The organism is Paenibacillus sp. FSL R7-0297 (assembly GCF_038009025.1).
Lineage (GTDB): Bacteria > Bacillota > Bacilli > Paenibacillales > Paenibacillaceae > Paenibacillus_AQ.
In genome coordinates this window covers 1-22,639 of record NZ_JBBPAQ010000002.1, presented here as the reverse complement: position 1 = coordinate 22,639, position 22,639 = coordinate 1, and the positions used below count along the sequence as shown (strand labels likewise).

The 22,639-nt window shown below is 54.3% G+C and carries 22 protein-coding genes and 1 pseudogene; 15 read left to right on the top strand and 8 right to left on the bottom strand.

The features are described from left to right. Positions 1 to 113: 113 nt before the first annotated feature. The 3 genes from MKZ24_RS33030 to MKZ24_RS33020 all read right to left on the bottom strand — a co-directional run bounded on the left by MKZ24_RS33030 (position 114) and on the right by MKZ24_RS33020 (position 2,828). Positions 114 to 608, bottom strand: a complete 495-nt coding sequence (locus MKZ24_RS33030; protein WP_340790286.1) for a hypothetical protein — start codon at positions 606 to 608, stop codon at positions 114 to 116. A gap of 97 nt (positions 609 to 705) precedes the next feature. Next, positions 706 to 2,160, bottom strand: coding sequence for a HAMP domain-containing sensor histidine kinase (locus MKZ24_RS33025; RefSeq protein ID WP_340790285.1), 1,455 nt, complete (start codon positions 2,158 to 2,160; stop codon positions 706 to 708). Beyond that, a complete protein-coding gene (locus tag MKZ24_RS33020; protein ID WP_340790284.1) occupies positions 2,148 to 2,828 on the bottom strand; it encodes a response regulator transcription factor in 681 nt (226 codons plus the stop codon). The genes MKZ24_RS33025 and MKZ24_RS33020 overlap by 13 nt, the downstream gene beginning before the upstream one ends. A gap of 186 nt (positions 2,829 to 3,014) precedes the next feature. Here MKZ24_RS33020 and MKZ24_RS33015 point away from each other — a divergent pair, with 186 nt between their 5' ends. From MKZ24_RS33015 to MKZ24_RS32990, 6 genes are all read left to right on the top strand, one after another. Continuing rightward, positions 3,015 to 3,731, top strand: a complete 717-nt coding sequence (locus MKZ24_RS33015) for a YceI family protein (protein ID WP_340790283.1) — start codon at positions 3,015 to 3,017, stop codon at positions 3,729 to 3,731. An 827-nt stretch (positions 3,732 to 4,558) separates the two neighbouring features. Further along, entirely contained in the window at positions 4,559 to 4,888 is a 330-nt protein-coding gene (locus MKZ24_RS33010; protein ID WP_340790282.1) for a nucleoside triphosphate pyrophosphohydrolase, read from the top strand. A gap of 105 nt (positions 4,889 to 4,993) precedes the next feature. Continuing rightward, the gene (locus tag MKZ24_RS33005) at positions 4,994 to 5,992 is read left to right on the top strand and encodes a Gfo/Idh/MocA family protein (protein ID WP_340790281.1); all 999 of its coding nucleotides are present in this window, start codon (positions 4,994 to 4,996) and stop codon (positions 5,990 to 5,992) included. Beyond that, positions 5,985 to 6,359, top strand: coding sequence for a hypothetical protein (locus MKZ24_RS33000; protein WP_340790280.1), 375 nt, complete (start codon positions 5,985 to 5,987; stop codon positions 6,357 to 6,359). Before MKZ24_RS33005 ends, MKZ24_RS33000 begins: the two co-directional genes overlap by 8 nt. Continuing rightward, positions 6,356 to 7,279: an ADP-ribosylglycohydrolase family protein gene (locus tag MKZ24_RS32995; RefSeq protein ID WP_340790279.1), complete on the top strand. Its 924-nt coding sequence runs from the start codon at positions 6,356 to 6,358 to the stop codon at positions 7,277 to 7,279. Before MKZ24_RS33000 ends, MKZ24_RS32995 begins: the two co-directional genes overlap by 4 nt. A gap of 84 nt (positions 7,280 to 7,363) precedes the next feature. Beyond that, positions 7,364 to 7,870 carry a hypothetical protein gene (locus tag MKZ24_RS32990; protein ID WP_340790278.1) on the top strand — a complete coding sequence of 169 codons (507 nt, stop codon included), beginning with the start codon at positions 7,364 to 7,366 and terminating at the stop codon, positions 7,868 to 7,870. Between the two features lie 137 nt (positions 7,871 to 8,007). Here MKZ24_RS32990 and MKZ24_RS32985 read toward each other — a convergent pair. Both MKZ24_RS32985 and MKZ24_RS32980 read right to left on the bottom strand, forming a co-directional pair. Then, positions 8,008 to 8,708 (bottom strand): annotated as a pseudogene (locus MKZ24_RS32985) (class I SAM-dependent methyltransferase). A gap of 35 nt (positions 8,709 to 8,743) precedes the next feature. Beyond that, on the bottom strand, positions 8,744 to 9,853 hold the full coding sequence (locus tag MKZ24_RS32980) for an ATP-binding protein (RefSeq protein WP_042232770.1): 1,110 nt from the start codon (positions 9,851 to 9,853) through the stop codon (positions 8,744 to 8,746). A 292-nt stretch (positions 9,854 to 10,145) separates the two neighbouring features. On the opposite strand from MKZ24_RS32980, the gene MKZ24_RS32975 reads away from it, so the two are divergent. The 8 genes from MKZ24_RS32975 to aroB all read left to right on the top strand — a co-directional run bounded on the left by MKZ24_RS32975 (position 10,146) and on the right by aroB (position 17,772). Beyond that, positions 10,146 to 10,520 carry a Na-translocating system protein MpsC family protein gene (locus tag MKZ24_RS32975; RefSeq protein ID WP_197073036.1) on the top strand — a complete coding sequence of 125 codons (375 nt, stop codon included), beginning with the start codon at positions 10,146 to 10,148 and terminating at the stop codon, positions 10,518 to 10,520. A 125-nt stretch (positions 10,521 to 10,645) separates the two neighbouring features. Further along, entirely contained in the window at positions 10,646 to 11,431 is a 786-nt protein-coding gene (locus MKZ24_RS32970) for an ABC transporter ATP-binding protein (RefSeq protein WP_042232771.1), read from the top strand. Between the two features lie 111 nt (positions 11,432 to 11,542). Further along, the gene (locus MKZ24_RS32965) at positions 11,543 to 12,352 is read left to right on the top strand and encodes an ABC transporter permease (RefSeq protein WP_445324204.1); all 810 of its coding nucleotides are present in this window, start codon (positions 11,543 to 11,545) and stop codon (positions 12,350 to 12,352) included. Between the two features lie 42 nt (positions 12,353 to 12,394). Then, a complete protein-coding gene (locus MKZ24_RS32960; protein ID WP_042241559.1) occupies positions 12,395 to 13,444 on the top strand; it encodes an ABC transporter substrate-binding protein in 1,050 nt (349 codons plus the stop codon). Between the two features lie 47 nt (positions 13,445 to 13,491). Next, entirely contained in the window at positions 13,492 to 14,130 is a 639-nt protein-coding gene (locus tag MKZ24_RS32955; RefSeq protein WP_042232776.1) for a cysteine hydrolase family protein, read from the top strand. Next, positions 14,097 to 15,569: an MFS transporter gene (locus MKZ24_RS32950; protein WP_340790274.1), complete on the top strand. Its 1,473-nt coding sequence runs from the start codon at positions 14,097 to 14,099 to the stop codon at positions 15,567 to 15,569. Before MKZ24_RS32955 ends, MKZ24_RS32950 begins: the two co-directional genes overlap by 34 nt. 118 nt (positions 15,570 to 15,687) lie before the next feature. After that, positions 15,688 to 16,581, top strand: coding sequence for a WecB/TagA/CpsF family glycosyltransferase (locus tag MKZ24_RS32945; protein WP_340790273.1), 894 nt, complete (start codon positions 15,688 to 15,690; stop codon positions 16,579 to 16,581). Positions 16,582 to 16,629: 48 nt separating this feature from the next. Continuing rightward, complete coding sequence (aroB, locus tag MKZ24_RS32940) at positions 16,630 to 17,772, top strand: 3-dehydroquinate synthase (protein ID WP_340790272.1); 1,143 nt, start codon at positions 16,630 to 16,632, stop codon at positions 17,770 to 17,772. 142 nt (positions 17,773 to 17,914) lie between these two features. On the opposite strand, the gene MKZ24_RS32935 is transcribed toward aroB, so the two are convergent. Genes MKZ24_RS32935 through MKZ24_RS32925 form a run of 3 tightly spaced genes read right to left on the bottom strand, consistent with a single transcriptional unit; the run spans position 17,915 to position 20,842 of the window. Next, a complete protein-coding gene (locus MKZ24_RS32935) occupies positions 17,915 to 19,717 on the bottom strand; it encodes a hypothetical protein (protein WP_340790271.1) in 1,803 nt (600 codons plus the stop codon). 56 nt (positions 19,718 to 19,773) lie between these two features. Further along, positions 19,774 to 20,697 (bottom strand): hypothetical protein, encoded by a 924-nt coding sequence (locus MKZ24_RS32930; protein WP_340790270.1) that lies wholly within the window; start codon positions 20,695 to 20,697, stop codon positions 19,774 to 19,776. After that, a complete protein-coding gene (locus MKZ24_RS32925; protein WP_340790269.1) occupies positions 20,690 to 20,842 on the bottom strand; it encodes a hypothetical protein in 153 nt (50 codons plus the stop codon). The genes MKZ24_RS32930 and MKZ24_RS32925 overlap by 8 nt, the downstream gene beginning before the upstream one ends. 242 nt (positions 20,843 to 21,084) lie before the next feature. Here MKZ24_RS32925 and MKZ24_RS32920 point away from each other — a divergent pair. Next, on the top strand, positions 21,085 to 22,639 hold a 1,555-nt coding region (locus MKZ24_RS32920), incomplete at its 3' end, for a vWA domain-containing protein (RefSeq protein WP_340790268.1).

Genomic DNA, 22,639 nt, shown 5'->3' with positions numbered 1-22,639 from the left:
CTGTGCCTAAAAAAAACAGTCCCAGCAAGGGTTTGGAATTATGAAATTGACTCTTATGTACAACAATTCCCGATTATAGCAGGGATCAGGGAAGCTGGCGGGTAATCAGGAAGTTACTCCTGTTCCCGGACAAATCCCTCTTCCGCCAAATACTCCTCGGCTTCTTCTACGGTTTCGAATGCCATCTCCAGCTGGAGACCTGCATACAGGTACCACAGATCTTCCTCGAATCTTAGACTCAGCGTGTGGCCATCCTCATTCTTCCATAGGGATTCGGCACCAGTCTGTACTTTTTTCTTTCTTTTGGCCGGGGCCGGGGCATCGGGGATGAACATGGATAGAGACGTAATCGAAGCATCCACCAGTTCCCGCAGTTCGGCTTCCGAATAATCCCTGATGTTCACCAGACCTTTGTCATCACTCTCATAGCCCCGCAGCAGGCCGGCATACACAAAGCCGTTGCCGTTAGGGTGGATGTGGGAAGCGACGGTTTTCTTGTCTTGCCGGCTCTCCTCGAAATGGTAGTTCACCCGCCCAAGCGAGACATTCCGCCGTTCCAGCTGGGGATAGGAATCAAGAATAGCTAATTTCTGTTCAAAAGTAAGCATATGCAGCCTCCGGTTCGCATTTTCGTCAGTTGATTATACCATGCCGGCGGGCAGTGGACTATATAGCCTGCCGGAACTGTTCCGGCACTTCTGCACCTCAACCGGCAAGCGGCAGCCGCAGCACGAACGAGCAGCCCTGCGTTGGGGTGCTGCCAAGCTCAAGGCTGCCCCCCATGGCTTCGGCGAGCAGCCTGCTGAAGGTCAGGCCAAGCCCGAGTCCACGCAGCACGCTCTGCTTGGCGGTGCTGCGGAAGAAGGCTTCGAAGATCAGCTCCCGGCTCTCCGGATGAATACCCGATCCGTTATCTGTCACCGTGATTTCAGCGCTGCCCTGCGGCGTGGCCGCAAGCTCCAGCGTTAATTGAAGCTTGCGGTCCTGCGCCTTCGCCTGCACGCTGTTGTTCAGCAGATTGACGATAATCTGCTGGATACGCAGCGGATCTCCCCGCAGAAACAGCCGGCTCTCCGGCAGATGTAGAACGGGCGCGCAGACATCCTCCCCTTGGGTCAGCTTCCATTGATAGAGAATTTCCTCCAGCAGCGGAGCGGCCTCCAGCCTATCATGACGGACAGCGACAATGCCCGCTGTCAGCGCGTTATAGTCGAGCAGATCCGCGACCATACGCTGCAGTCTCTCGGCTTCGAGTAAGGCAATGCCCAGGAACTCCCCGGCCTCATCCCCCTCGACCACACCCTCGCGGACCGCATGAAGCAGTCCTTTAATGGAGGTGACCGGGGTCTTCAGTTCATGGGATACTCCGGCCAGCATGACGGCCCGGGACTGCTCGAACTGCTGCAGCTTGCCCGCCATCTCCTGGAAGGATACCAGCAGTTCATGGATTTCCCGCTCTTTGGCTCCGGTCTCCAGCACGATGTTATACTGGCCGCCGCTAATCTGTGCAGCAGCGGAAGCAACCCGCTGAATCGGCTTGGCCAGCTTGATCGACAAGAGATAGATTGTCAGCCAGCTCAAGATGATCAGGAAGACGATAATAATCGAGAAGAAGGTAATCTCTTCTGGCGGGATATGGCGCAGGGAGCGGGTGGTCTGCATGACGAACACTTGTCCCAGAATGCCCTGTTCCCCCCGGATTTCGGCTGAGGCCGCTTTGTATTCCGGGCTGCGTGAATCCGTTAGCGTGTCATTCAGTTTATAGCGCATCTCCTCTTCCGTCAGCGGAGGCTGGGAATACAGCATCTCACCTTGCGGTCCGGTAATGATAACGCACATCTCCGCAGTCAGCTTGAAGAACCGCTTACGGTCCTCGACCAGCTTATCCAGACCTTTAGTGATGGCCAGTTTCCCGTCCGGGCCGACGCTGCGGTCGGCAATCTCTTGCGCCAGCAGTCCGGTGGTCTGCATCCGGTTGTTCATCGCCTCCTGCTGAATCCACCAGAAGGTCACCAGTGCCGTAAGCAGCAGCCCGCTGCTGATAATCAGCAGATAGCGTACGGTCCAGTAGGAGAGGATCGAGGTGGGCTTCTTTGCTTTTGAATGCTCCTTAGTCAATGTAGAGACGATGTTCTTCCGTCTGTTATTCATGTTGTCCATAATTGATAACCTGTTCCTCTCAGGGTACGGATCTCTCCTTCGCTGTCCGGCCAGTGCGTGAGCGCCTGGCGCAGTCTTTTGATGGAGAGGTCAACGGCCCGGTCGCTGCCCTCATAATCCATTTCCCACACATGCTCCAGCAACTGTTCCCGGGTGCAGATCTGATTCGGGCGTTCGGCCAGGAACAGCAGCACGGACATATCGCGCGGACTAAGACTGACCTCAGCCCCGTTCAGAAACACGCTGCGCGCACTATAGTCGATGAACAGACTGCCGTAATGGCGTTTGCGGCTGCCGTCCGACCACTGCGAGGGGCGGCGCAGCACCGCATTCACGCGGGCGACAACCTCCTCGGGAATGAACGGCTTCGACATATAATCGTCGGCTCCGCCGTCCAGTCCCGTCAGCCGGTCATGGATGCCGTCCCTGGCCGTGAGCATAATGACAGGACAGCTGCTTTTCTCGCGGATCAGGCCCAGCAGCTCGAAGCCGTCCATGTGCGGCAGCATAATATCGAGCAGGATCAGCGAGGGTGGCGCCACCTCGAAGGCTTCCAGGGCACTCCGGCCATCGGCGGCACGGGTGACGTGGAAGCCTGCTTTTCGCAGATAAGCACTGAGTACCCGGGCAATCGCCTCCTCATCCTCAACAATCAGAATGGATTTCATCTATTCAGCCTCCTTCTCAGGCCCGGCGGGGAATAATTATCCAGGCAACGGCTAGGTGTTAGTTAAAATTACGACAATTCTACCATAACGCGGGCTGCTGTGCTTTGACTTCTTCCCGACATATTGCTTTGTTAGAATAGGAACCAAGCCTGATAGGCATACAGAGAATTGGATGGAGGGAATAAGATGAAGAAGAAAACAATCGCCTTAGCCGCAGTCGTAGTCGTTATAGCAGGAGCCATCACAGCATTCATGTTACTTAACAATACCCTGGGCAATAATGTGGAGATCGAATCTGTTATTCCTGCACAGAGTCAAGGAACTGAGACCCAGGAAGCAGGAACTGCGAACGCGGCGGCAGCGGCTGGTGCTGCAGTTACGGCAGAGCAGCTGAACGGTGCCTGGAGCATCGCGGATACGTCCAAAGTCTACTGGTCAGTGACAACTTCCAAAGAAACTGTTAACTTCGTAGACCCTTCCGTTACCGGAACCTGGAATGTGAACCTGGAGGATGCCAGCTCGATGACGGGCGAAGGAACCGTAGAGATGAGTGCGCTGGATTCCGGCAACGGCCAGCGGGACGAGCATGTCAAGGGAGCAGACTTCCTGGCAGTAACGGAGTTCCCGGAGTCCACATTTACCGTGAGTTCCTTCTCAGAGCTTCCGGCGGAATGGACGGAGGGCACAGCGGTGCCGGTTGAGCTCCAAGGTACGCTGACAGTCAAGGGGATAGAGAAGGATGTTAAGTTTGACTCGCTAGCCGTATACAGCGGCGGACAGCTTATGCTGTCGGGCACGACCATGGTCACCTTTGAAGATTTCGGCATGAGCAATCCGCATTCAATTGTACTGGATACCGAGAATAACCTTGAGGTGCGACTGGAGCTTGTACTTAGCAAATAATATAGGATTAGTTGTTAATATGAAACTCTCCCCGTCACTGCGGATTCGCGGCTGACGGGGAGAGTTTTTGGTTCGGGTATGAAATTTATATGCTATATAGCTTGAACTTGAAAATATACAATGAGGGTGGAGTGGCGGAAGAGAAGTTTGCACTGTAGGAGCGATAGCGTCCGCCTTTAGGTTTGTATTTCTACTGCGAACAGCAGTTTAAATCAGGAAATACAAACCTAACAGTGGCCCGAAGTCAAACATTCTCTGCAGCCACGGCTAATCCCCACAGTGGAATTTTCCCGGTTCAATCTATATAGTGCCTTTATCTTTATATAGAATGAACCGGACTGAGAAGCCGTTATTTCCTCCAAAAACCTCTTTATGGAGCTCAAGCGGACTGAGAATCACTTATCTTGTTTTTTTATGCCCGATACGGGGTGTGAACCGTCAATTAACGGATTCTGAGTCCGATTGGCCAGCGAATACATCTGATTTGCTGCAATAGAGGATTCTCAGTCCTTTTCACCGGCGGATGAGTTGATTTGTTAAACATTTGATGGTGTACTAAAGGGGGACCTCTATACCCGCTTGCGGGTTCAGAACAAACTCTTCACCCTCCATTTTCGAAGAAGGCACAGCCCGCCAGAACAAAGGGGAATTGGTGTGACTGCTGGTGATATTGCTTCACTTCTGAAGTATGAGCTAGCTTCAATAGATTATGGTAGATCCAATGAAGTATGATTGATTCAATGGATTATGATTTGTGGTTGGATTCATCCGGTGATCGTACATAAATATGTCTATAAATTGAATACATCCCCAAGGAGGCAATGAAGTTGGCGAATTATCCGAAACTGGTGCGTGACGGGATCCCGGCGCTGATTGCGGCGAACGGGCAGACCTGCAGGACAAGAATCATGGACGAGGAGGAATATATACGGGAGCTGCGTGCGAAGCTGCACGAGGAGCTGGCAGAGTATCTACGGGAGGACAATGACGGACAAGCGCTCGAGGAGCTGGTGGATCTGCTGGAAGTCATCCGGGCTTTGGCGGTAACCCATGGCGGGGACAGTGGTATTCTGGAACAGATCCGTGCAGACAAAGCAGAGCGCCGCGGCGGATTCAAGGACCGGATTCTGCTGCTGCAGGTGGAGAACAGGGGCTGATAGTATTGACCCGGCGGACGGCGGGAAGCGGGCAACATGTACACACCAGGCACATTTTGATAGAATCATAGGGACTAAGTTTCATTTAAGAGGAGGATTTCACTAATGACACAAGATAACGCTTACACGATAAAATGGGGCATTCTCAGCACAGGCTGGATCGCCCATCAGTTCGCTACAGATTTGGCACATGCCAGCAATGGTGTGGCTTATGCGGTTGGATCACGCACGCAGGAAAGCGCAGATGAGTTTGCCCGAAATCACGGCATCCCTGTGGCATATGCCACCTACGAGGAATTGGTCAGTGATCCTGAGGTGGATGCGATTTATATTGGAACGCCGCATCCGTTCCACAAAGAGAATGCGCTGCTCGCATTGCGTGCCGGCAAAGCCGTGCTCTGTGAGAAGCCTTTTACCGTGAACAGTGCGGAGCTGGAGGAAATCGTGGCGTATGCCCGCCAGCAGAAGCTGTTCCTTATGGAAGCAATGTGGAGCCGGTATATTCCGGCTAACGCCAAGGTTAGGGAATGGCTCGCCGCGGAGCGCATTGGCGAAGTACGGCTGGTCAAAGCGGATCTTGGATTCCGCGCGGACTGGAATCCGGAGGGACGCCTGCTGAACCCGGCCCTCGGCGGCGGAGCTCTGCTGGATGTCGGCATCTACCCCATCTCCTTCGCGTCGATGGTGTTCGGACCTCACCCGGAAGCCGTCTCCAGCACTGTACATATCGGGGAGACCGGCGTGGATGAGCACTTCTCGCTGCTGTTGTCCTACGGGAATGGTGTATCTGCTTCACTCAACGCCGGCATCCGCCTGAACCTGGACGATGAAGCCTACATCTATGGAACGGAGGGACGGATCGTAGTCAAAGGCACCCTGGTCAATCCGAAAGCAGCCGAGCTCTACGTAAACGGCGAATTAGCGGAGACGTTCCAAGATGACCGTACTTCGATCGGGTATTCTTTTGAAGCTGAGGAAGTGGGACGTTGTCTGCAGGCAGGTCTGACAGAAAGCCCGGTGATGACGCTGGATGAGTCCGTTGCGATTCTTAAGCTGCTGGACGGCGTGCGTGAACAATGGGGGCTTAAGTATCCCGGTGAATAAACTGAACCTGGCGCCATTATCCCGAAAGCTTCTGCTTCACATTGTAATCTACCTTGTTTTGTTTCTGGTGATCCCGTATTTTCAAAGCGGCGGTACCGGGGTAATGGAGGATCTCGGCAGCTGGCTGCTGCTGCTGGTTCTGGTGAATCCCACAGCCGTGCTGATCCTTGCTGCGGATTCGGGACTTAAGCTGGGTTTCAGCCTGCTGGTATGCCTGCTTCCGTTGCCCCTGTTCGTGTTATCCACCTATGTGTTGTTTGACGGAAGCGGTGCGTTGTTCTATGGCATCATGTACTCCGTAATCGCTCTGATCAGTAATAGTATAGCTGCAAGCTTAAGAAGGAGGAAAAAGGGGGAAACCAAATGACATTGAATGCTGACCGCTACCAGGGCTGCCTGCAGGGTCTGGCCGCTGGAGATGCGCTGGGAACGACCGCTGAGTTCAAAGCACCCGGAACCTTCGAGCCGCTTACGGATATTGTGGGCGGCGGGGTATTTGGTCTCCAGCCGGGACAGTGGACCGATGACACGTCAATGGCGCTCTGCCTTGCGGAGAGTCTGCTTACCAAGCAAGCCTTCGATCCTGTAGATCAGATGCAGCGTTATGTGAAGTGGTACCGCGAAGGTAAGCATAGCAGTACAGGCGAATGTTTCGATATCGGCAATGCGACACGTGCGGCGCTGCATCAATTCGAAGCCGGTGGCGAAGGGTTCAGCGGATCGGATGATCCTTATTCTGCCGGGAACGGCTCCATTATGCGGCTTGCGCCGGTGGTCATGTACTACGCAGAGAACCCTGCGGAAGCTATCCGCTATGCGGCGCTCAGTTCAAGAACGACGCATGGCGCTGTTGAATGTCTGGATGCCTGCCGTCTGCTCGCGGCGTACATCCTTGCCGGACTGCACGGGTGGAGCAAGCAGGACATGCTGGCCCCGGAGGCTTACCGGGAATGGCTGAATGAAGACAGGCTGACACCGCATATGCTGAATATTAAGTACGGCTCTTACCGGATCAAGGAGCCGCCTGATATCCAAGGCTCGGGGTATGTAGTAGAGTCGCTGGAGGCTGCACTGTGGGCTTTTCACAAATCCTCCAGCTTTGTGGAGGGTGCGCTGCTCGCTGTGAATCTGGGCAATGACGCCGATACCACAGGGGCGGTCTACGGCCAGATCGCCGGAGCGTATTACGGGATGGATGGCATACCGGCAGAATGGCAGAGTAAGCTGGCTATGCGTGAGCTGATCAGTGACTACGCCGGGCGGTTGTTTACAGAACGGGTGGAATAGAAGGAAATAGGCTGCATGAGGCAGGCTGAGCGCATCTATAACGGGCACTCAGCCTTTTTTAATTATGGAAAGGGGAGAATGGATATGGGCAAGGGTTGGCGGAAACTGCTGATATGGCTGCTGATTAATATCATCCTGGTAGTGTTGACAGACGGGATGACATTCAAATATAAAACCGGCGGAACGATATCCGGCAACGGCAATCCGGGAATTATCATGCTTGCAGCGGGATGGCTGTTTGGCATTATTCTTTTGTGCAGTGCGGGCCTGGTGCTCTACAGATTATTCCGGTTGAAAGCCGTATTCAGCCTGCCAAGTCTGTTGATCGCTGTCTCTGCGCTCGTTGTGCTGCCGCTCGCCATCTGGCTGGAAACCGGATACATCGATGCGTTGAGAGTACATCTGAGGGGTTTTACCAGAGATGAGGACTCCGTCGTATTCCGCTTCGGCTGGATTAACCAATATACCAACAACCTGTTCTATAATGCTTATATTTTAGCCGGCGGGATCGCCCTGGTTATCCTTGTGGCGTGGATGGCAGCACTGCTGCGGCGGAAAGCTGGTACAAAGTCCCGGACAAATTCCGGTTAGTCAGGAGCCGAGAGCAGCGGCGTTTTGTCGATCGGCGATCCTTTTAGGCTAGCTGAATACGATAGGGGAGATGAGCTGTACACTTGCTTGAACCAAACCTGACATGGGGTGGATGTGGAAAAAGGACAAGTACTCCGTTAATTTTTTCTGAACAAGGCGGTCCACAGAAAAGCTTCCCCAAACTGCGCATCCTGCTGCTCCATCTGGCGCATGCGTCTGAACTCTATGAGCTCCAAACTGCTGAAGAAACTCTTGAGCTTATCCTCGCTGAATCCTAATCCGCCCCGGAGGCTCCGCTGCCGGTACACCTCCCAATCGGTGATCTCCGCACCCATGGAGCCGGCCGCGAAGCAGACCAATCCGAAATACCCGCCAGGCTTAAGCGTCCTGTTCACCAATTCGAGAAAGGTTGCTCTGCGATGGGGGTAGATGTGATGGAAACATCCACTGTCATAGATGAGGTCGTAGCTGCCTGGCTCCAGGCTCAGGTCAAAAATATTGCTGCGGGCGAAATGCACCTCCACCTGATGTGTGCAGGCGCGTTCCCTTCCCCAATCTACCGCTGCCTGAGAGATGTCAATGGCATCCACGGCGTAGCCCTGCTGAGCCAGATAAACCGCATTTCTGCCGCCCCCGCAGCCTAATTCCAGCACCTTGCCGGGTGTAATATGCCGCTTGCTTACGTATTCAACCAAATTCTCATCCGGACGATCCTTGAAGAAAGGAATCCCTTTATTCCGGTCCTCGTAGAACTGATCCCACCATTGCCTTCTTCCCGAAAAAGAGAGTCAAGCATCTTCAGCGTATCCTCATGACTATAGATCGTTTCAAGTTTCATATAGCAGCAGTCTCCTTTCATTTCCTCCGCCCGGTTTAGTTGTTAATGAAGATGGAGAGTCCCGGATAGGCCTTCATCAGCTCATGACTGTGTTCATTCAGCCGTGCCTGTTCAAAGCCTGTGCCCAGAAATTCCTGATCCGGCTTAAAAGTCACACTCGTCCCCGTATCCTTCGCGATTCCAACCGTCATCAGTCCGGACTGCGGCACACCATGCCTATATTCCTGGCGGTACATTCTGCCGCCTCGCCGGATATCAACGGTAAGTCTGCCGGAGAGGGCGTTGACCACGGCAATGCTGATTCCCTGCTCAGCACCAGGCACCTTAAAAGCTCCGTCTCCATTAAATCTATGAATATCGGTCAGAATGGATTGAACAGCAGGTATATTGGAATTTGGTAGAGACGCTACCGGAATCCCCCGGCCATTGTCCGTTACGGTTACGCTTCCGTCATCATGCAGAAATATCCCGATTTCGCTGCAATATCCGGCTGCATGCTCCATCACCGGATTCTCGATAACGGCCCACAGCAGGTGATGAACATCGAAATTTTGTGCAGGACCCAGGTAGATCCCCGCGTTATTTCTTGTTCTCATCGTGTCCATATAGTCACTTGTATCCTCCAGAGTACTAACCGAAGCTAGCAGCAGGAGGAAGGGGAGGAGGCGATGAGAAGGGAAAGCATAACGGCCTCCGCTCTCCTGCACTAATAAATCTGCGCCAGTCAATGCTTTGAGATGATGATACAGTTGGCCGGTAGTGCCCATACCCAGACGCTCCACCAGCTCAATGCCTGTAAGCGGCTCCTGAATGACGGATTTCAGAATGTCCAGCCGTTGCCGGTTGCTTAATGCCGCCAGTACTTTGGCTGATTTCTCGTTGTTCACTTCGAGCAGCTGTTCCATTGGGCGCTCCTGGGGTTCCCAGCGGTAGCTTTGTCCGTTAAGACGGGCATGGCCGGAATAAAATACAGATCCGGGTCCCGCGCCGGACTGCTCCGCTTCTGCAGCTGAATTCAAAGATTCCGGCGGAGCAGCATAGGCTGCCAAACTTCTCCGCTCTGTATTCCAATGCTGGACTGCTGCCTGAAGCTCGGCCACCTGCTGCTTCAGCGTATCCAGTTCGCTGCTTAAGTCACGCGTCATGAAAGAAGATCACCTGCTTTCAAAATTATGTAATTACGTAGTTACGTAGTTACGTAGTTATTATAATTCATTAGCATTGTTTTGTAAATATTTAGGATGATAGCTTTTATGTGTAAACTAACATTACATATATTCTGAAATATTAATTACCGTGTTAATTTATCTTACGTAAATTCATTGACAACTCTACCTTTTTATCTATAATGATGTATAAGCGGTGGACAATGATGCAGTTGTTGACGTTATTGTGACATAATGTAACATTATTAATAGCTATGAAGGTGTGATCGCAATGATCGCTTCCGCCGGACAATGGAAACAGGATATTTTACGGATTTACAACGAAATCAACAAGAAGCTGTTTAACGCCGGCGTCAAGCAGCAGAAGGTCGACTTCATGGGGAACAAGATTATTATTCTATCCATTAACAGCCGGGTACCCGTACTGAAGGTGCTGGATACCCATGATGCCACGGCCAGCCGCCAGATTAATCTGGTGCTGCATGAAGTATTCAAGTGTGAAATCAAGCAGGCATTTCTGGATGAATTTCAAGTGAATATCAAGGCCGTTCTTAAAGATTATGATGTGGAGACCGAGTATTCCGGTACGATCATAATTTTGGAGAAGGACCTCGAGCATTACCTGAACGTTACGTTGGAACTCTGATCTTCCGGAGAGCCGACCTGCCGTCAGTTTTCGGACATCTGCCCTCTGGGGCTGTGTCTAAAACTGGCGGCTTTTTGTTTATCCGGGACTACAAATGCTATTAAACCTAATAAGGAGCTGAGTCTATGAAAGCAAAGATTGAGATTGCCGGTGTAAGCAAGTGGTTCCGCCGTGACGGCCAGGAGATTATCGCCATGCAGGAGACGAATCTCTCCATAGAACAAGGCAGATTTGTCAGTATAATCGGCCCCAGCGGCTGCGGCAAATCCACATTGTTCAATATCATAGCAGGTCTGATTCCGCCGTCTACCGGCCGCGTGCTTGCTGACGGTGATGATATCGCCTCAAAGACCGGATATGTCGGATATATGCTGCAGAAGGACATGCTGCTCCCCTGGAGAACGATCCTGGATAACATTATTCTGGGCATGGAGATCCGCGGGGTGCCGCGTAAGGAAGCGGTAGCCCGGGCCCAGCCGCTGATGGACCGCTATGGATTGAAAGGCTTCGGCGGCCATTATCCGGCAGAATTGTCCGGAGGCATGCGCCAGCGGGCAGCGCTGCTCCGCACGCTGCTGTACGACCGGGATATTATTTTGCTGGACGAGCCCTTTGGCGCACTGGATGCCCAGACCCGGCTGACCATGCAGAACTGGCTGCTGGAGATCTGGGAGGATTTCCGCAAGACGGTGTTATTCGTCACCCACGATATTGATGAAGCCATCTACCTGTCTGACGACATTTATGTCTTCTCCGGTCGGCCGGGCAGAATCATTTCCAAGATTACTGTGGATATGCCGCGCCCGAGACATAAGGAGGATACGGTATCTGCGTCATTCATGGAGCTCAAAGCCCATCTGCTGGACCTGCTGTCAGGCGGAGGCGAGGAGCCGGCAGCCCATATCTCGTAGAACTTACAAAACTTGTAGAAGGAGAGAACAACCATGGAGAGTGTGCAAAAGAAAGGGTATGTGATTCACAAGCTGGAGCCGGCCCCGATCCATTCGGTCAAACCTGAGAAAATGCAGAAGGAACCCGTCATCGTGGATGAAGAGGGTATGAAGCGCCGGACACAGCGGATTATCGGGATCGGGCGGCTGACGGTCGGGCTGCTGATCGTGCTCTGCTGGGAGCTGTTTACGCGGATCGGCTGGATGGATTCGTACTATTGGAGCAGCCCGGTTCGGATCCTCAGCACAACCTGGACACAGATGACGCAAGGTACTCTGCTGGAGGATATCGCTTATACCTCCAGCTCGACGGTTCTGGGCTTCATCGGCGGCACCCTGATCGGATCGCTGCTCGGTCTATCCTTCTGGTGGTCACGCAGATTCGCCGGCATCAGTGAACCGTTCCTGATCCTGCTCAATGCCATGCCGAAGCTGGCGCTTGCTCCTGTGCTGGTGATTCTGCTGGGCATCGGATTCTTCTCCAAGGTGGCGCTCGCTTTTGCCATGACGGTAGTCGTTGCAGCCTTATCGGCGCACAGCGGCGTGCAGAGTGTGGACAAGGATATGGAGAAGCTGATGTATTCGCTTGGCGCAAAGCGCCATCAGGTATTTACCAAGGTGGTCATCCCCTGGGCGATGCCCTGGATGATCAGCAGTCTGCGGATTAATATAGCCCTCTCGCTGACCGGTGCGATTGTCGGGGAATTCATCGCTTCCAGCCACGGAATTGGCCGCATGGTGATCTACGCCGGTACGATCCTTGATATCAATCTCGTCTGGGTAGGGGTTGTGGTCTTGTCTGCTCTGTCGATGGTGATGTATGCGGGAGTGGTGCTGCTGGAGAAATGGCTGTCCAAGGGATACGGGATGAAGAAGGCTTGAGGCGAGAGCAATCATTTATAAGATAAAGGGGAGAAACCAATGATGAATGTAACCAAAGTGAAGTTGTCCGCTGTCCTGCTTGCCTCTGTAATGATCCTGCTCTCCGGCTGCAGCAGCAAAGGGAATGCGGAAGTTGAAGCCGCCGCTGCCGGCAACGAAGCGGGGAAACTCAAGAAGCTGATCATTGCCGAGCCGCTGCACTACACAGGTTATCTGCCGCTGTACGTGGCGCAGCGCGAGGGGTATTTTGCCGATGAAGGGCTTGAGGTTGAAATGCTGCAGGCTGCGGGCGGCACCCATGTGACCTCGGTGGTCAGCGGGGATGCCTGGGGTGTCATCGGCGGACCGGAGTCCAATGCATTGGCGAATATCGGCAACTCGGACCCGATCGTCTCGGTCAGCAATGTGGTGAACCGCGCGAATGTCTATCTGATGGCCAAGAAAGGGACAGCCCCTGCGGGCAGCTCTGAGGAAGAGCTGAAGGCCTTCCTGCAGGACAAGAAATTGAATGCCGGACGTCATGGCGGAACGCCGAACCTGCTGACTCAATATCTGCTGCTGGAGCTTGGGCTTGATCCCCAGAAGGATGTGCGGCTGCTTGAACCGGCGGATGGCTCCACCGTGGTGGCGATGGTTCAGCAGGGGGCTGCGGATATTGCGAACGGTGCGGAGCCGCAGATCAGTGACGGGATCGCCAAGGGGGTATGGGATGAACCCTTTTACAAATTCCATGATATGGGCGACTATGCCTATTCGGTGCTGAGCGTGAAGAAGTCGACCCTGGAGAAGGACCCGGAAACGGTGCAGAAGGCGGTTAACGCCGTCGTGAAAGCACTGAAAGCCATCCAGGAGGATAAAGCTCTGGCGATGAGCGTCCTGAAGGCTGAATTCCCTACACTCTCCGATGATGCGGCACAAGCTGCGCTTGACCGGGCGTATGCCGATCAGCTCTGGAGTCCGGATGGGATGATTTCGGAGGAGGCGCTGGACAAGGACATGGACGTGATGATCAAGACCGGAATCTATAAAGGCGAATATACCTACGATGAGCTGGTCGATATGCAGTTTGTGAACAAGACAGCAGTGAAATAAGCTAAGCGGCGGGCCATAGACCTTCAAAAACTAAAGAGGTGAAGACGATGGAATTAACTGCAGATCTGATTATGCCTGATAAAACCGCACTTATTATAGTAGATGTACAGAACGATTACTGCCATGGGGAAGGTGCACTTGCCACTGGCGGAAATGATGTGTCAGACGTTCGCGAGATGATGCCGCAGCTGCATGGGTTGATCGCAGCGGCGAGGACACAGGGCGTGCCGGTGATCTATATCCAGACCTTCCATGAAAAGGCGACCGATTCGCCGGTCTGGACTTCCCGCTCCGGGCGCGGTTCGCTGGGGGTCTGCCGCAGAGGAAGCTGGGGGGCTGAATTCTACGAGGTGGCCCCGCTTCCTGAGGAGATTATTGTCAATAAACACCGGTATAGCGCCTTTATCAATACCCGCCTCGATTCTGTGCTGCGTTCGCAGCGGATCGAAACCCTGATTATGACAGGAGTGAGCACCAATGTGTGCGTGGAGTCGACGGCAAGGGACGGCTTCATGCTGGATTATCAGATTGTGATGGTTCAGGATGCCTGTGCCTCCTATTCCCGGGCCGCCCATGAGATGACGCTGGAGAACATGAAGGGCTACTTCGGCGTGGTGGCTTCAGCCGCAGACATTGAAGAGAGCTGGAAGATGTGGAATCAGCCCGCCCTGCAGCGGATGATATGAATTCACCGGTACGGTCTTCAGGGCAAGCCGTGAACCGTTCGGCGGTCAAGGTGGTTATCTGCCTCGGGGCCTTTCTGTCCAATCTATCTGCCGGTATGTTCAATATTTCGCTCATCGATATTGCGGCTGATCTGCGGTTCCCGGTGGCCTCTGCCCAGTGGATCGTCAGCATCTATCTGCTGGTGATCTCGGTGCTGCTGCCTGTAATGGGCCGGCTGGGAGACAGGTTCGGCCGCCGTAAGGTGCATAATCTGGGCCTGTTCGCTTTCGCGGCGGGCGCCCTGGGCTGTGCGCTTGCCCAGAACGAAGCCATGCTGCTTGGCTTCAGAGTCATGCAGGGAGCCGGGGCCTCCATGTATCAGGCGACCAATATGGCCCTCATTGTCTCTGTATTTCCAGCCGGGCAGCGGGGCAGGGCACTTGGGCTGATGAGCACCTTCGTCGCTGCCGGCTCCATGGCAGGTCCCGGTCTGGGCGGGTTCCTAATCCAGTGGTTCACCTGGGAGAGCAACTTCTGGCTGCTGGCCGTAGTGGCGGCGGGCGTAGGCGTGCTTGCGCACAGGCTGATTCCCCGGGATACGGAAACGGCCGGGGGCAGGCTGGATCTCGCCGGAGCTGCCTGGTTTGCGGCCTGTCTCTCCTCGCTGATGATAGCCTTCGATCTCGGCGGCCGCTCCTCATTCCTGTCTCTGCCCGTGCTGCTGTTGCTCGCAACTTCAGCCGGAATGGCGGCTGCTTATACGGCACATGCCCGCTTCTCCCGCAGCAGGGATAAGAGGGGGCCGCTTGGTGAATTCCCGCCAGCGGACAGCGGTGTCAGCCTGTTCACTGACCGGAGCTTTGCCGCCGGCATCGCCATTACGGTTATCACGTATATGGCGGCCTTCGCCGCACAGCTGGCTTTGCCCTCGCTGCTGCGTATATCCGGGGCCGAGCCTGCCTGGGTGGGGCTGATCATGATTGGATATCCGCTGGCGCTGGTGGTGACCGCTCCTGTCAGCGGGAGCATCGCGGACCGCAAAGGGCCGCTCGGCATCCTTACCGCCGGACTGCTGCTGATGAGTGTCACGCTGCTGGCGCTGGGCTTCGGCTCACCTGTGCTGAGGACAAGTGCAATGGTGCTGCCGGTTATGCTGCTCGGCTGCGCAATGGGGATGATTACTTCACCTAACACAAGTATTGTTATGGGGCAGGCGTCGAAATCGCAGCTTGGCCGGGTCAGCAGCCTGCTCGCCTTGTCACGCAACATTGGCATGATGTTCGGCACGGCGGCAGGCGGATTGATGATTGGTGACAGAGGCAGTCCGAACGGGAGCTTTCTGGCTGTATTCGCTGTCTGTGCAGCCGCAGTAGGCCTTTCTTCAGTCTGGCAGCTGTATTCTTTCCGTCACAGCAGCAAGCGCAAAGCGGCGGAACAACTCCATATACCCTATAAATAAGAAGGAGCCTCTGCCCGCTGGGCGGAGGCGCCATAACCGGCTAAAGTAATTTTCAGCATTGAAAAGAAATACCGATGTTGGTATGGTGAAATTGCCCGTGTAAATATATGGTTATCTTATGAGATTCATAGCCTACTACGATCTGTCGCTGCGGTATATTATTCACCGCGTGAAGGATGATCAGGAGATCCGCATTCAGTATATTTTTACAGGTAAGGTTGCAGCGGGCCATTCTGCAGGATTGGGAAGGACAGGTGAAACGATGAAGGACAAGGTTTCCATTCTCGGGGTTCCATTCTCCAAGCTGACGCTTGAACAGACAACCTCGCTGCTGGACAGGCACATCGGGGGCGGACAGGGAGGGGTGTTTCACCTGATTACAGCGAACCCGGAGATTACATTGGCCAGTCAATCGGATGGGCGGCTCCGGGAGATTATCTGCTCGGCGGATCTGATCGTGCCAGACGGGATCGGGATTATAATGGCAGCTCGAAGACAGGGCAATCCTATTCCGGAGCGGGTGACCGGCTACGATCTGCTGCTAAGCCTGCTTGTGAAGGGGAATGAGCAGGGCTGGAGTTTCTATTTTCTCGGGACGGATGAAGTGACCAGCGGACAAGCGGTGGAGAGAATTGCCCTGCGCTATCCGCAGGTGAAGATTGCCGGAAGGCATCACGGATTCTTTACGGCAGCCGAGGAGCCAGGGGTTATCGCCGGTATTCAGCAGGCCAAGCCGGATATTCTCATTCTTGCGATGGGCGCTCCCTATTCGGACAAATGGCTGTATAAGCATAAGGAGGCGCTCAGCGGGGTTAAGGTTGTGTTTGGCGTTGGCGGCAGTCTGGACGTAATCTCGGGCAAAGTGAAGCCGGCACCGGCCATCTGGAAAAAGCTGAATCTGGAGTGGGCCCACAGGCTCCTGTTCGCACCTGTTGCCAAAGGCCAGAAATCACGCTGGCGCAGACAATCCGCCCTGCCCAAATTCGTCTACCGGACGTTGATCCGCAAATGAAGGAGACGATTCAATTAAAGAGTGTTGAACAGGAAAGGGGCAGAGTTCATGTCTAAGAGCTTTGAAGTGGTACTCAAAAAGGTAGTCGATCATTCTTACATTATTGAGATTGGCGAGGGTCTGTTCGGTTCCCTGATCCGCGATCTGCAGCAGGGACTTCTGCCGGATGTAAGCAAGTTCGCCATTATTACCGATTCTACGGTCGAGCCGCTGTACGGCCGTCCCTTACTGGAGCTGCTGCGGCGTAGCGGCTTTCAGGCGGATTTATTTTCTTTTCCGGCCGGAGAGAGCTCCAAAACCCGTGCAACTAAGGCACTGCTGGAAGACCAGCTGTTAAGCCAGGCCTACGGGCGGGATTGCTGCATTATTGCCGTGGGCGGCGGAGCCGTAACGGATCTGGCGGGTTTTCTGGCCGGCACCTTTGGCCGCGGGGTCCCTGCCCTGAATTATGCAACCACTCTGCTGGCAGCGGCAGATGCCTCTGTCGGCGGCAAAACAGGCGTGAATACACCTGTCGCCACGAACCTGATCGGCGTGTTCCACCAGCCCCGCAAAGTGTACATAGACCTGGCAGCATGGCGCACCCTTCCAGCCCGTGAGTTCCGCAGCGGCCTGGCGGAGACGATCAAGCATGCCTGCCTGGCCGATGAGACTTTCTTCCGTTACCTGGAGGAGAATATCGGCAGGATCATCTCAGAACAGGGTGGGCTTATCCTGGATGCGGACGTGTGCGGACATATCGCGCTGACGAACTGCCGGATCAAATACGAAGTGGTGGAACAGGATGAGCATGAGAGCAACCTGCGGCAGATTCTGAATCTGGGTCATACGGCAGGCCGGGCGCTTGAGGCGCTCAGCGGCTACCAGCTGCTGCATGGTGAGGCCGTTGCAGTCGGGCTTGTCATTCAGGCCAGGCTGGGTGTGAAGTATGGATATATGACGGCTGAGCAGGCTGATCGTGTAGTCTCACTGCTGAAGAAGGCAGGCTTGCCGACGGAAATCCCGGATTCTATTTCTAACAGGGCACTGGTGGACAAGATGTACACGGACAAAAAAGTGCGCAGCGGCCGTATCCGCTTCGTCTTCCAGGACGGCATCGGAGAGATGAAGCGTTTCGCAGACGGCTCCTATTCGGTTCCGGTTGAAGAGGCGGATATCATGGAGCTGCTGGAGGAAATACGCGGCAACTGATGCATATAAAGAGTGCCGCGCTTTATTTTAACCGATCGGGAAGTTGTCCCCTCCATGTTCCGCAAAAGAAGACGCAAGAGACAAACGGCAGAATCACCGTTCATCTCTTGCGTCTTCTGGCATGCCCGGATCATCCGCCGGATCAGGGTATCTGAATGCTTAAACTACCAATCGAATCTACAATAAAAACAGGTACATACTGCTCGCCGGCATCCGTCTGCGCATGGTCATAGCCGTTCTCGAACTGGCCGCTGACGACAGCTAATCCGGTAACCCCGCCGGTTTCGCCTTGAAGGATCAGATAACGCCCGTTCGAGCTGGCGACCGTTCTTCCGGCAGAGTCGATGTATACATCACAGGAGAGCGTCACCTTCTCATAAGGATGAAGCTCCAGCTGTGTAGCGTCTATAGGGGTATACGTAACCTCCCGGTAGATTTCCGAGAACTCATACGCGCCGTTCACCTGGCGGAAAATGGCCGTCTGCCCGTCTTGACCGTCGGCGAGGTCTGTATCCGATACGCGGATGGAGCCGTCTTCTGCCATCAGCTCATAGCTGCTGCCGGCAAAGCTGAACAGCTGCGAGATCCCCTCGGGCCTAATGGTGTAGGCTGTAAACGTACGGCGCCCGTCCTCACGGCTGCCTATAGCTGTAACTACAGGTACTTCTGAATAGACAGACAATGACTCGTCAAAAGTAAGCTCTATCAGCGCAGCCGCATCCGGAATGGTGCCGCCGGTGCGAGTGGAGAGGGTTCCGTCATCGCTCATATCGGCGTAGACCAGCCTGCCGCCGGCGTCCACTCCGGCCACAGCCACCTTAGCGCCATAGCGTCCGGTGACGGAGGCCGTAAGGGTATAGCTGCCTTGCACATCTCCCCCGGGCAGCAGCCGCACCGGTTCAGCGGTATTCCAGGCGAGTGTCGCAGCGGCAACCGCCTCGGAAGTGTCCTGCAGCGGATTCAGATCCCCGTAGAGCCGGATGGCTTCGGCATATTGTCCACCCCGGACCTGGCGTGCCGCCTCGCGGAGCAGCCTGGTGGTGCTGCTGTCGATCAGCTTCAGAACCTTAGAGGATGCTATACCCGCAGACTCTGCATACTTGCGGTAGGCCACAGCGTGTCCGGCGAAGGCGGCGGTATGATCGCCGTCCAGGTCCTTGCTCAGAATAAGTGTGGTACTTTCCTGAGCCTGATCCGCTATCCAGTCCGCTGTATAACTATGGCTTTGATAAGCCTCTTCCATAGATAAGGCGCTGTCCAGTATAGGCTGGAAGCTTCCGGCTGCTGCCAGAGCCTTCAGCCTGGCGGTGTCATGAGCCTCGAATTTCGCAGCCAGTAATTCTTCCTTGGCCCCGGGCCCGCCGTAATAGGCATCGGGGATTTGCAGCAGGCTCCATTTGACACTCTCTGCGCTTCCGGCGCCGGTCGTGTTATTCGCTGCGTTCTTCTGGCTCTCCGTGAGCCCGGCAAGAAACTGTTCCTTGAACTGCCGGAACCCTGCCGTCATCTTCTCCGAAATGCCTGAATCAGCAGACAGCTGTCGATAATAGACCTCATAAAGTCCTCCCGTAACCATATACTTGCTCTTCAGGCTGAGCAGGGAGGCGTAACTCTCCATATATCCGGTGAAATCCTTGACCGTTAACTGGTCTTCCAGGGTTAATACCAGTCCCCGTAGGCTGCTGCGTATAGCCGTTATGGGAGCGAGCTCTTTAAGCCGTGCGTTAATCTGCTCTTCCTTGTATAAGATTGCCGTGTTTGCCGCTGCCAGCCGGTACTGGTTCTCGGCAGCGATAAGCTCTCCTGCAGCATACTGCCGCTCAGCCTCACGCACGGTCTGAATCTTGTCCTCTATCGCCAGGGCCTTCTGTCCCAGCAGAACCAGCATGAAGATACACAGAATGATCATAATATTCCGCAGGGTTAATGCTTGTTTGATCGTCATATAGTATAGCCCCTTTATTCGGATATAAGGATTGCGCGTGCTGCCAGCTATCATCCTTATACTTCAGGGTCCCACCGGTACTTGAGCTCGCGGATTTCCGCCACCTTGGCATCCAGGCCGTTCCACGGCTCATAGGGGTTCGCAGCGATCAGCCGGGATAAGCGCAGGAAGCGGTCCTTGGGCAGCTCCTGTACATATCTTCCGATCAGTCCGGAATAGAGCAGCGCATAACGCTTCAGGCGAACGGCGGCCCCGGCAACGACTGTCAGAATAGCCAGCCCTTTGTCCATTTCGAGAATCTGCACTTCGTAGTTCTTCACATAGCGAAGGGTGCGGTCTTTAATCAAATCGGGTCGGACCTTGGCGATTTCACCGATATATTCAGCGAGCAGCGGCTCGAAGTCCTTCAGCAGCAGCTGTTCCAGCTCCAGAACCATGTCCTTGCGCAGCTGGAAGCCGTGCAGCAGGGCGACGCGCTGGCGGGAGATCCGGTCTCCGCGCAGCAGAATGGAGAGCTCGCGGAGCTTCTCATAAGCGAGGACATCATTCTCACGGAGGACGGATACGGCCTCCTGGCGGTTAATCTCCAGATCTTCCTTAATTCTGAGGATGTTACGGCCCAGCAGCTCATTAAGGGCATACAAATTTTCGTTCTGCCGTACTTTCCGCTGCGTATAGTAGACCAGTCCGGCTATCACGATGCCGCCAGCACCGCACAGCGCCATCTGCTGCAGGCTCTGGCCGAAATAGACCGAGGCCAGAGTCAGCAGAAGAATAAGCAGCAGCCGGGTATGCATCTTGCGCCCGGCAATGGATACCGCCTGCTTCTCCACGGGGGTCAGTGAGGCACGGCCGCAGCGGGTGCAGCGTTCCTCGCCCAGGGCGGTGTAACGCCCGCAGCGGCGGCAGATGCGGAGCTTCTCATAAGAATAGCGGGGAGCCTTGAACGGCCGGAAGGTAACAGGTTTCTTCTTACTCACGGGTAGGATCGCCTCCGTTCAGTGCAGCAAGGAGCCGGTCGTCTATATCCTCACGGGTAAGCGGCTTCCGCTGGCGTGAAGCGTATAAGGAGATCTGAATAACGGCATAGAGGAACGTTATCCCGAGTATGACGTATGTAATCATGGAACTCTTCCTTTCTCTCTGGTTACGGTCTTTTAATCAAATATTCAGGAACACGGCGTATACTTAGAATAATCCATCCGTCTCAAGATGGCGATTCTACCAGACGGGAGTGCCGGTCCAGCGGTCACAATGTTGATGTTTACAAGGTTTAATTATATCATAATGGCATACTATTTACAGAATTTAGCTATGCTGCCGGATTTGCCAGATCCGCCGAATTTAACACAAGAGGAGCCCTATTTATGCTTCGTACACACCGTAACCCCAGAACGATCAAGAATAGACTGCAGCGCATTTTTCCTGCATTGCTGCTGATTCTATGCATCGCTGTCCTGCCTTTCGGAGACGCAGCGGCCAGCGCTGCTTCTGCCGCGCCGTCCCATATTGATGCTGTACTGCTGATTGATGTCAGCAACTCCATGAACAAGAGTGACAAGAACAAGATCGCGAATGAAGCGATGAAGATGTTTATAGATATGCTGTCCACGCAAGGAGACAAGGTAGGGATCGTTGCCTATACCGACAAGGTGCAGCGCGAGAAGGCCCTGCTTGGCATCACCTCTGCCGGGGACAAACAGGATTTGAAGGATTTCATCGACGGACTGAACCGCGGACCTTACACGGATATAGCGGTCGGAATGGAAGAAGCTGTGAAGGTGCTGGAGAACGGCAGCGATCCTGGCCATGAGCCGATGATCGTAATGCTGGCCGACGGCAACAATGACTTAGATGAAGCCAGCGGAGCTACACAGGCCCGGTCGGATCAGGAACTGAAGGCCGCTGTAGAAACTGCGAAGCAGAAGGGGTATCCGGTCTACACGATCGGGCTCAATGCGGATGGTAAGCTGAACAAGGAGATTCTGTCTAATCTGTCCGATCAGACAGGCGGCAAGGCGTTCACAACAGATTCCGCGGATGATCTGCCGCAGATTCTCAGCGAGATTTTTGCCAGCCATCTGAAGCTGAAGGTGGTGCCGGTGCCGTCGATTACGGCAAATGGCGACTATCAGGAAGTGACGGTCAATGTGCCGAACGGCAGTGTACTGGAAGCGAATATTTCAATTATGTCCTCGCAGCCTGTAACCGCTAAGCTGAGTGATCCTTCCGGGAAGGAAGTCGCGATTCCTTCGGATGATGTGCTGGTGTCCAAGTCGTCTACCTACACGCTGATCAAGCTGCTCTCGCCGGAGCAGGGAGACTGGAAGCTCCAGGTCAAGGGTGTGGCGAAGGACAAGATCGATATCAATCTGGTATTCAACTATGATCTGGAGCTTAAGATTGATGCGCTGCCTTCCCAGTCCTACCGCAAAGGCGACACCGTCGACATCTCCTCGCATCTGTTCAGCAACGGTGCTGAGGTTACAGAGAGCAGCTTGTACCAGGAGATGAAGGCAGTGCTGCTGGCTACAGATGTTGATACCGGCACGGTGCAGCAGATTCCGATGGACAATTCGGGTGCTGAGTTTAAGGGTGCTTTTGAAATACAAGACAATCATGAATACGACCTGAAGGTCCGGGCTGAAGAGAGCAGCTTCTACCGGGAGAGCGATGTACTTAAGATCAATGCCAAGACGGGAACGGTGGCTACCAGCCCTCCGGGAGCGGGGACTACTACTGGTGAAGAACCGGTAACGGATCAGAAGTCCTCGAACACTCTGTACTATATTATTGGCGGGATTGTACTCCTGCTGGCTGCCGCCGCCGCATTCTGGCTGCTGCGCCGCAGATCAAACCGCGGTTTTGTCGGACAGCTGGTTGTGGAAGTGCTGGACGGCAATACCGGAGAGAAGACCTATC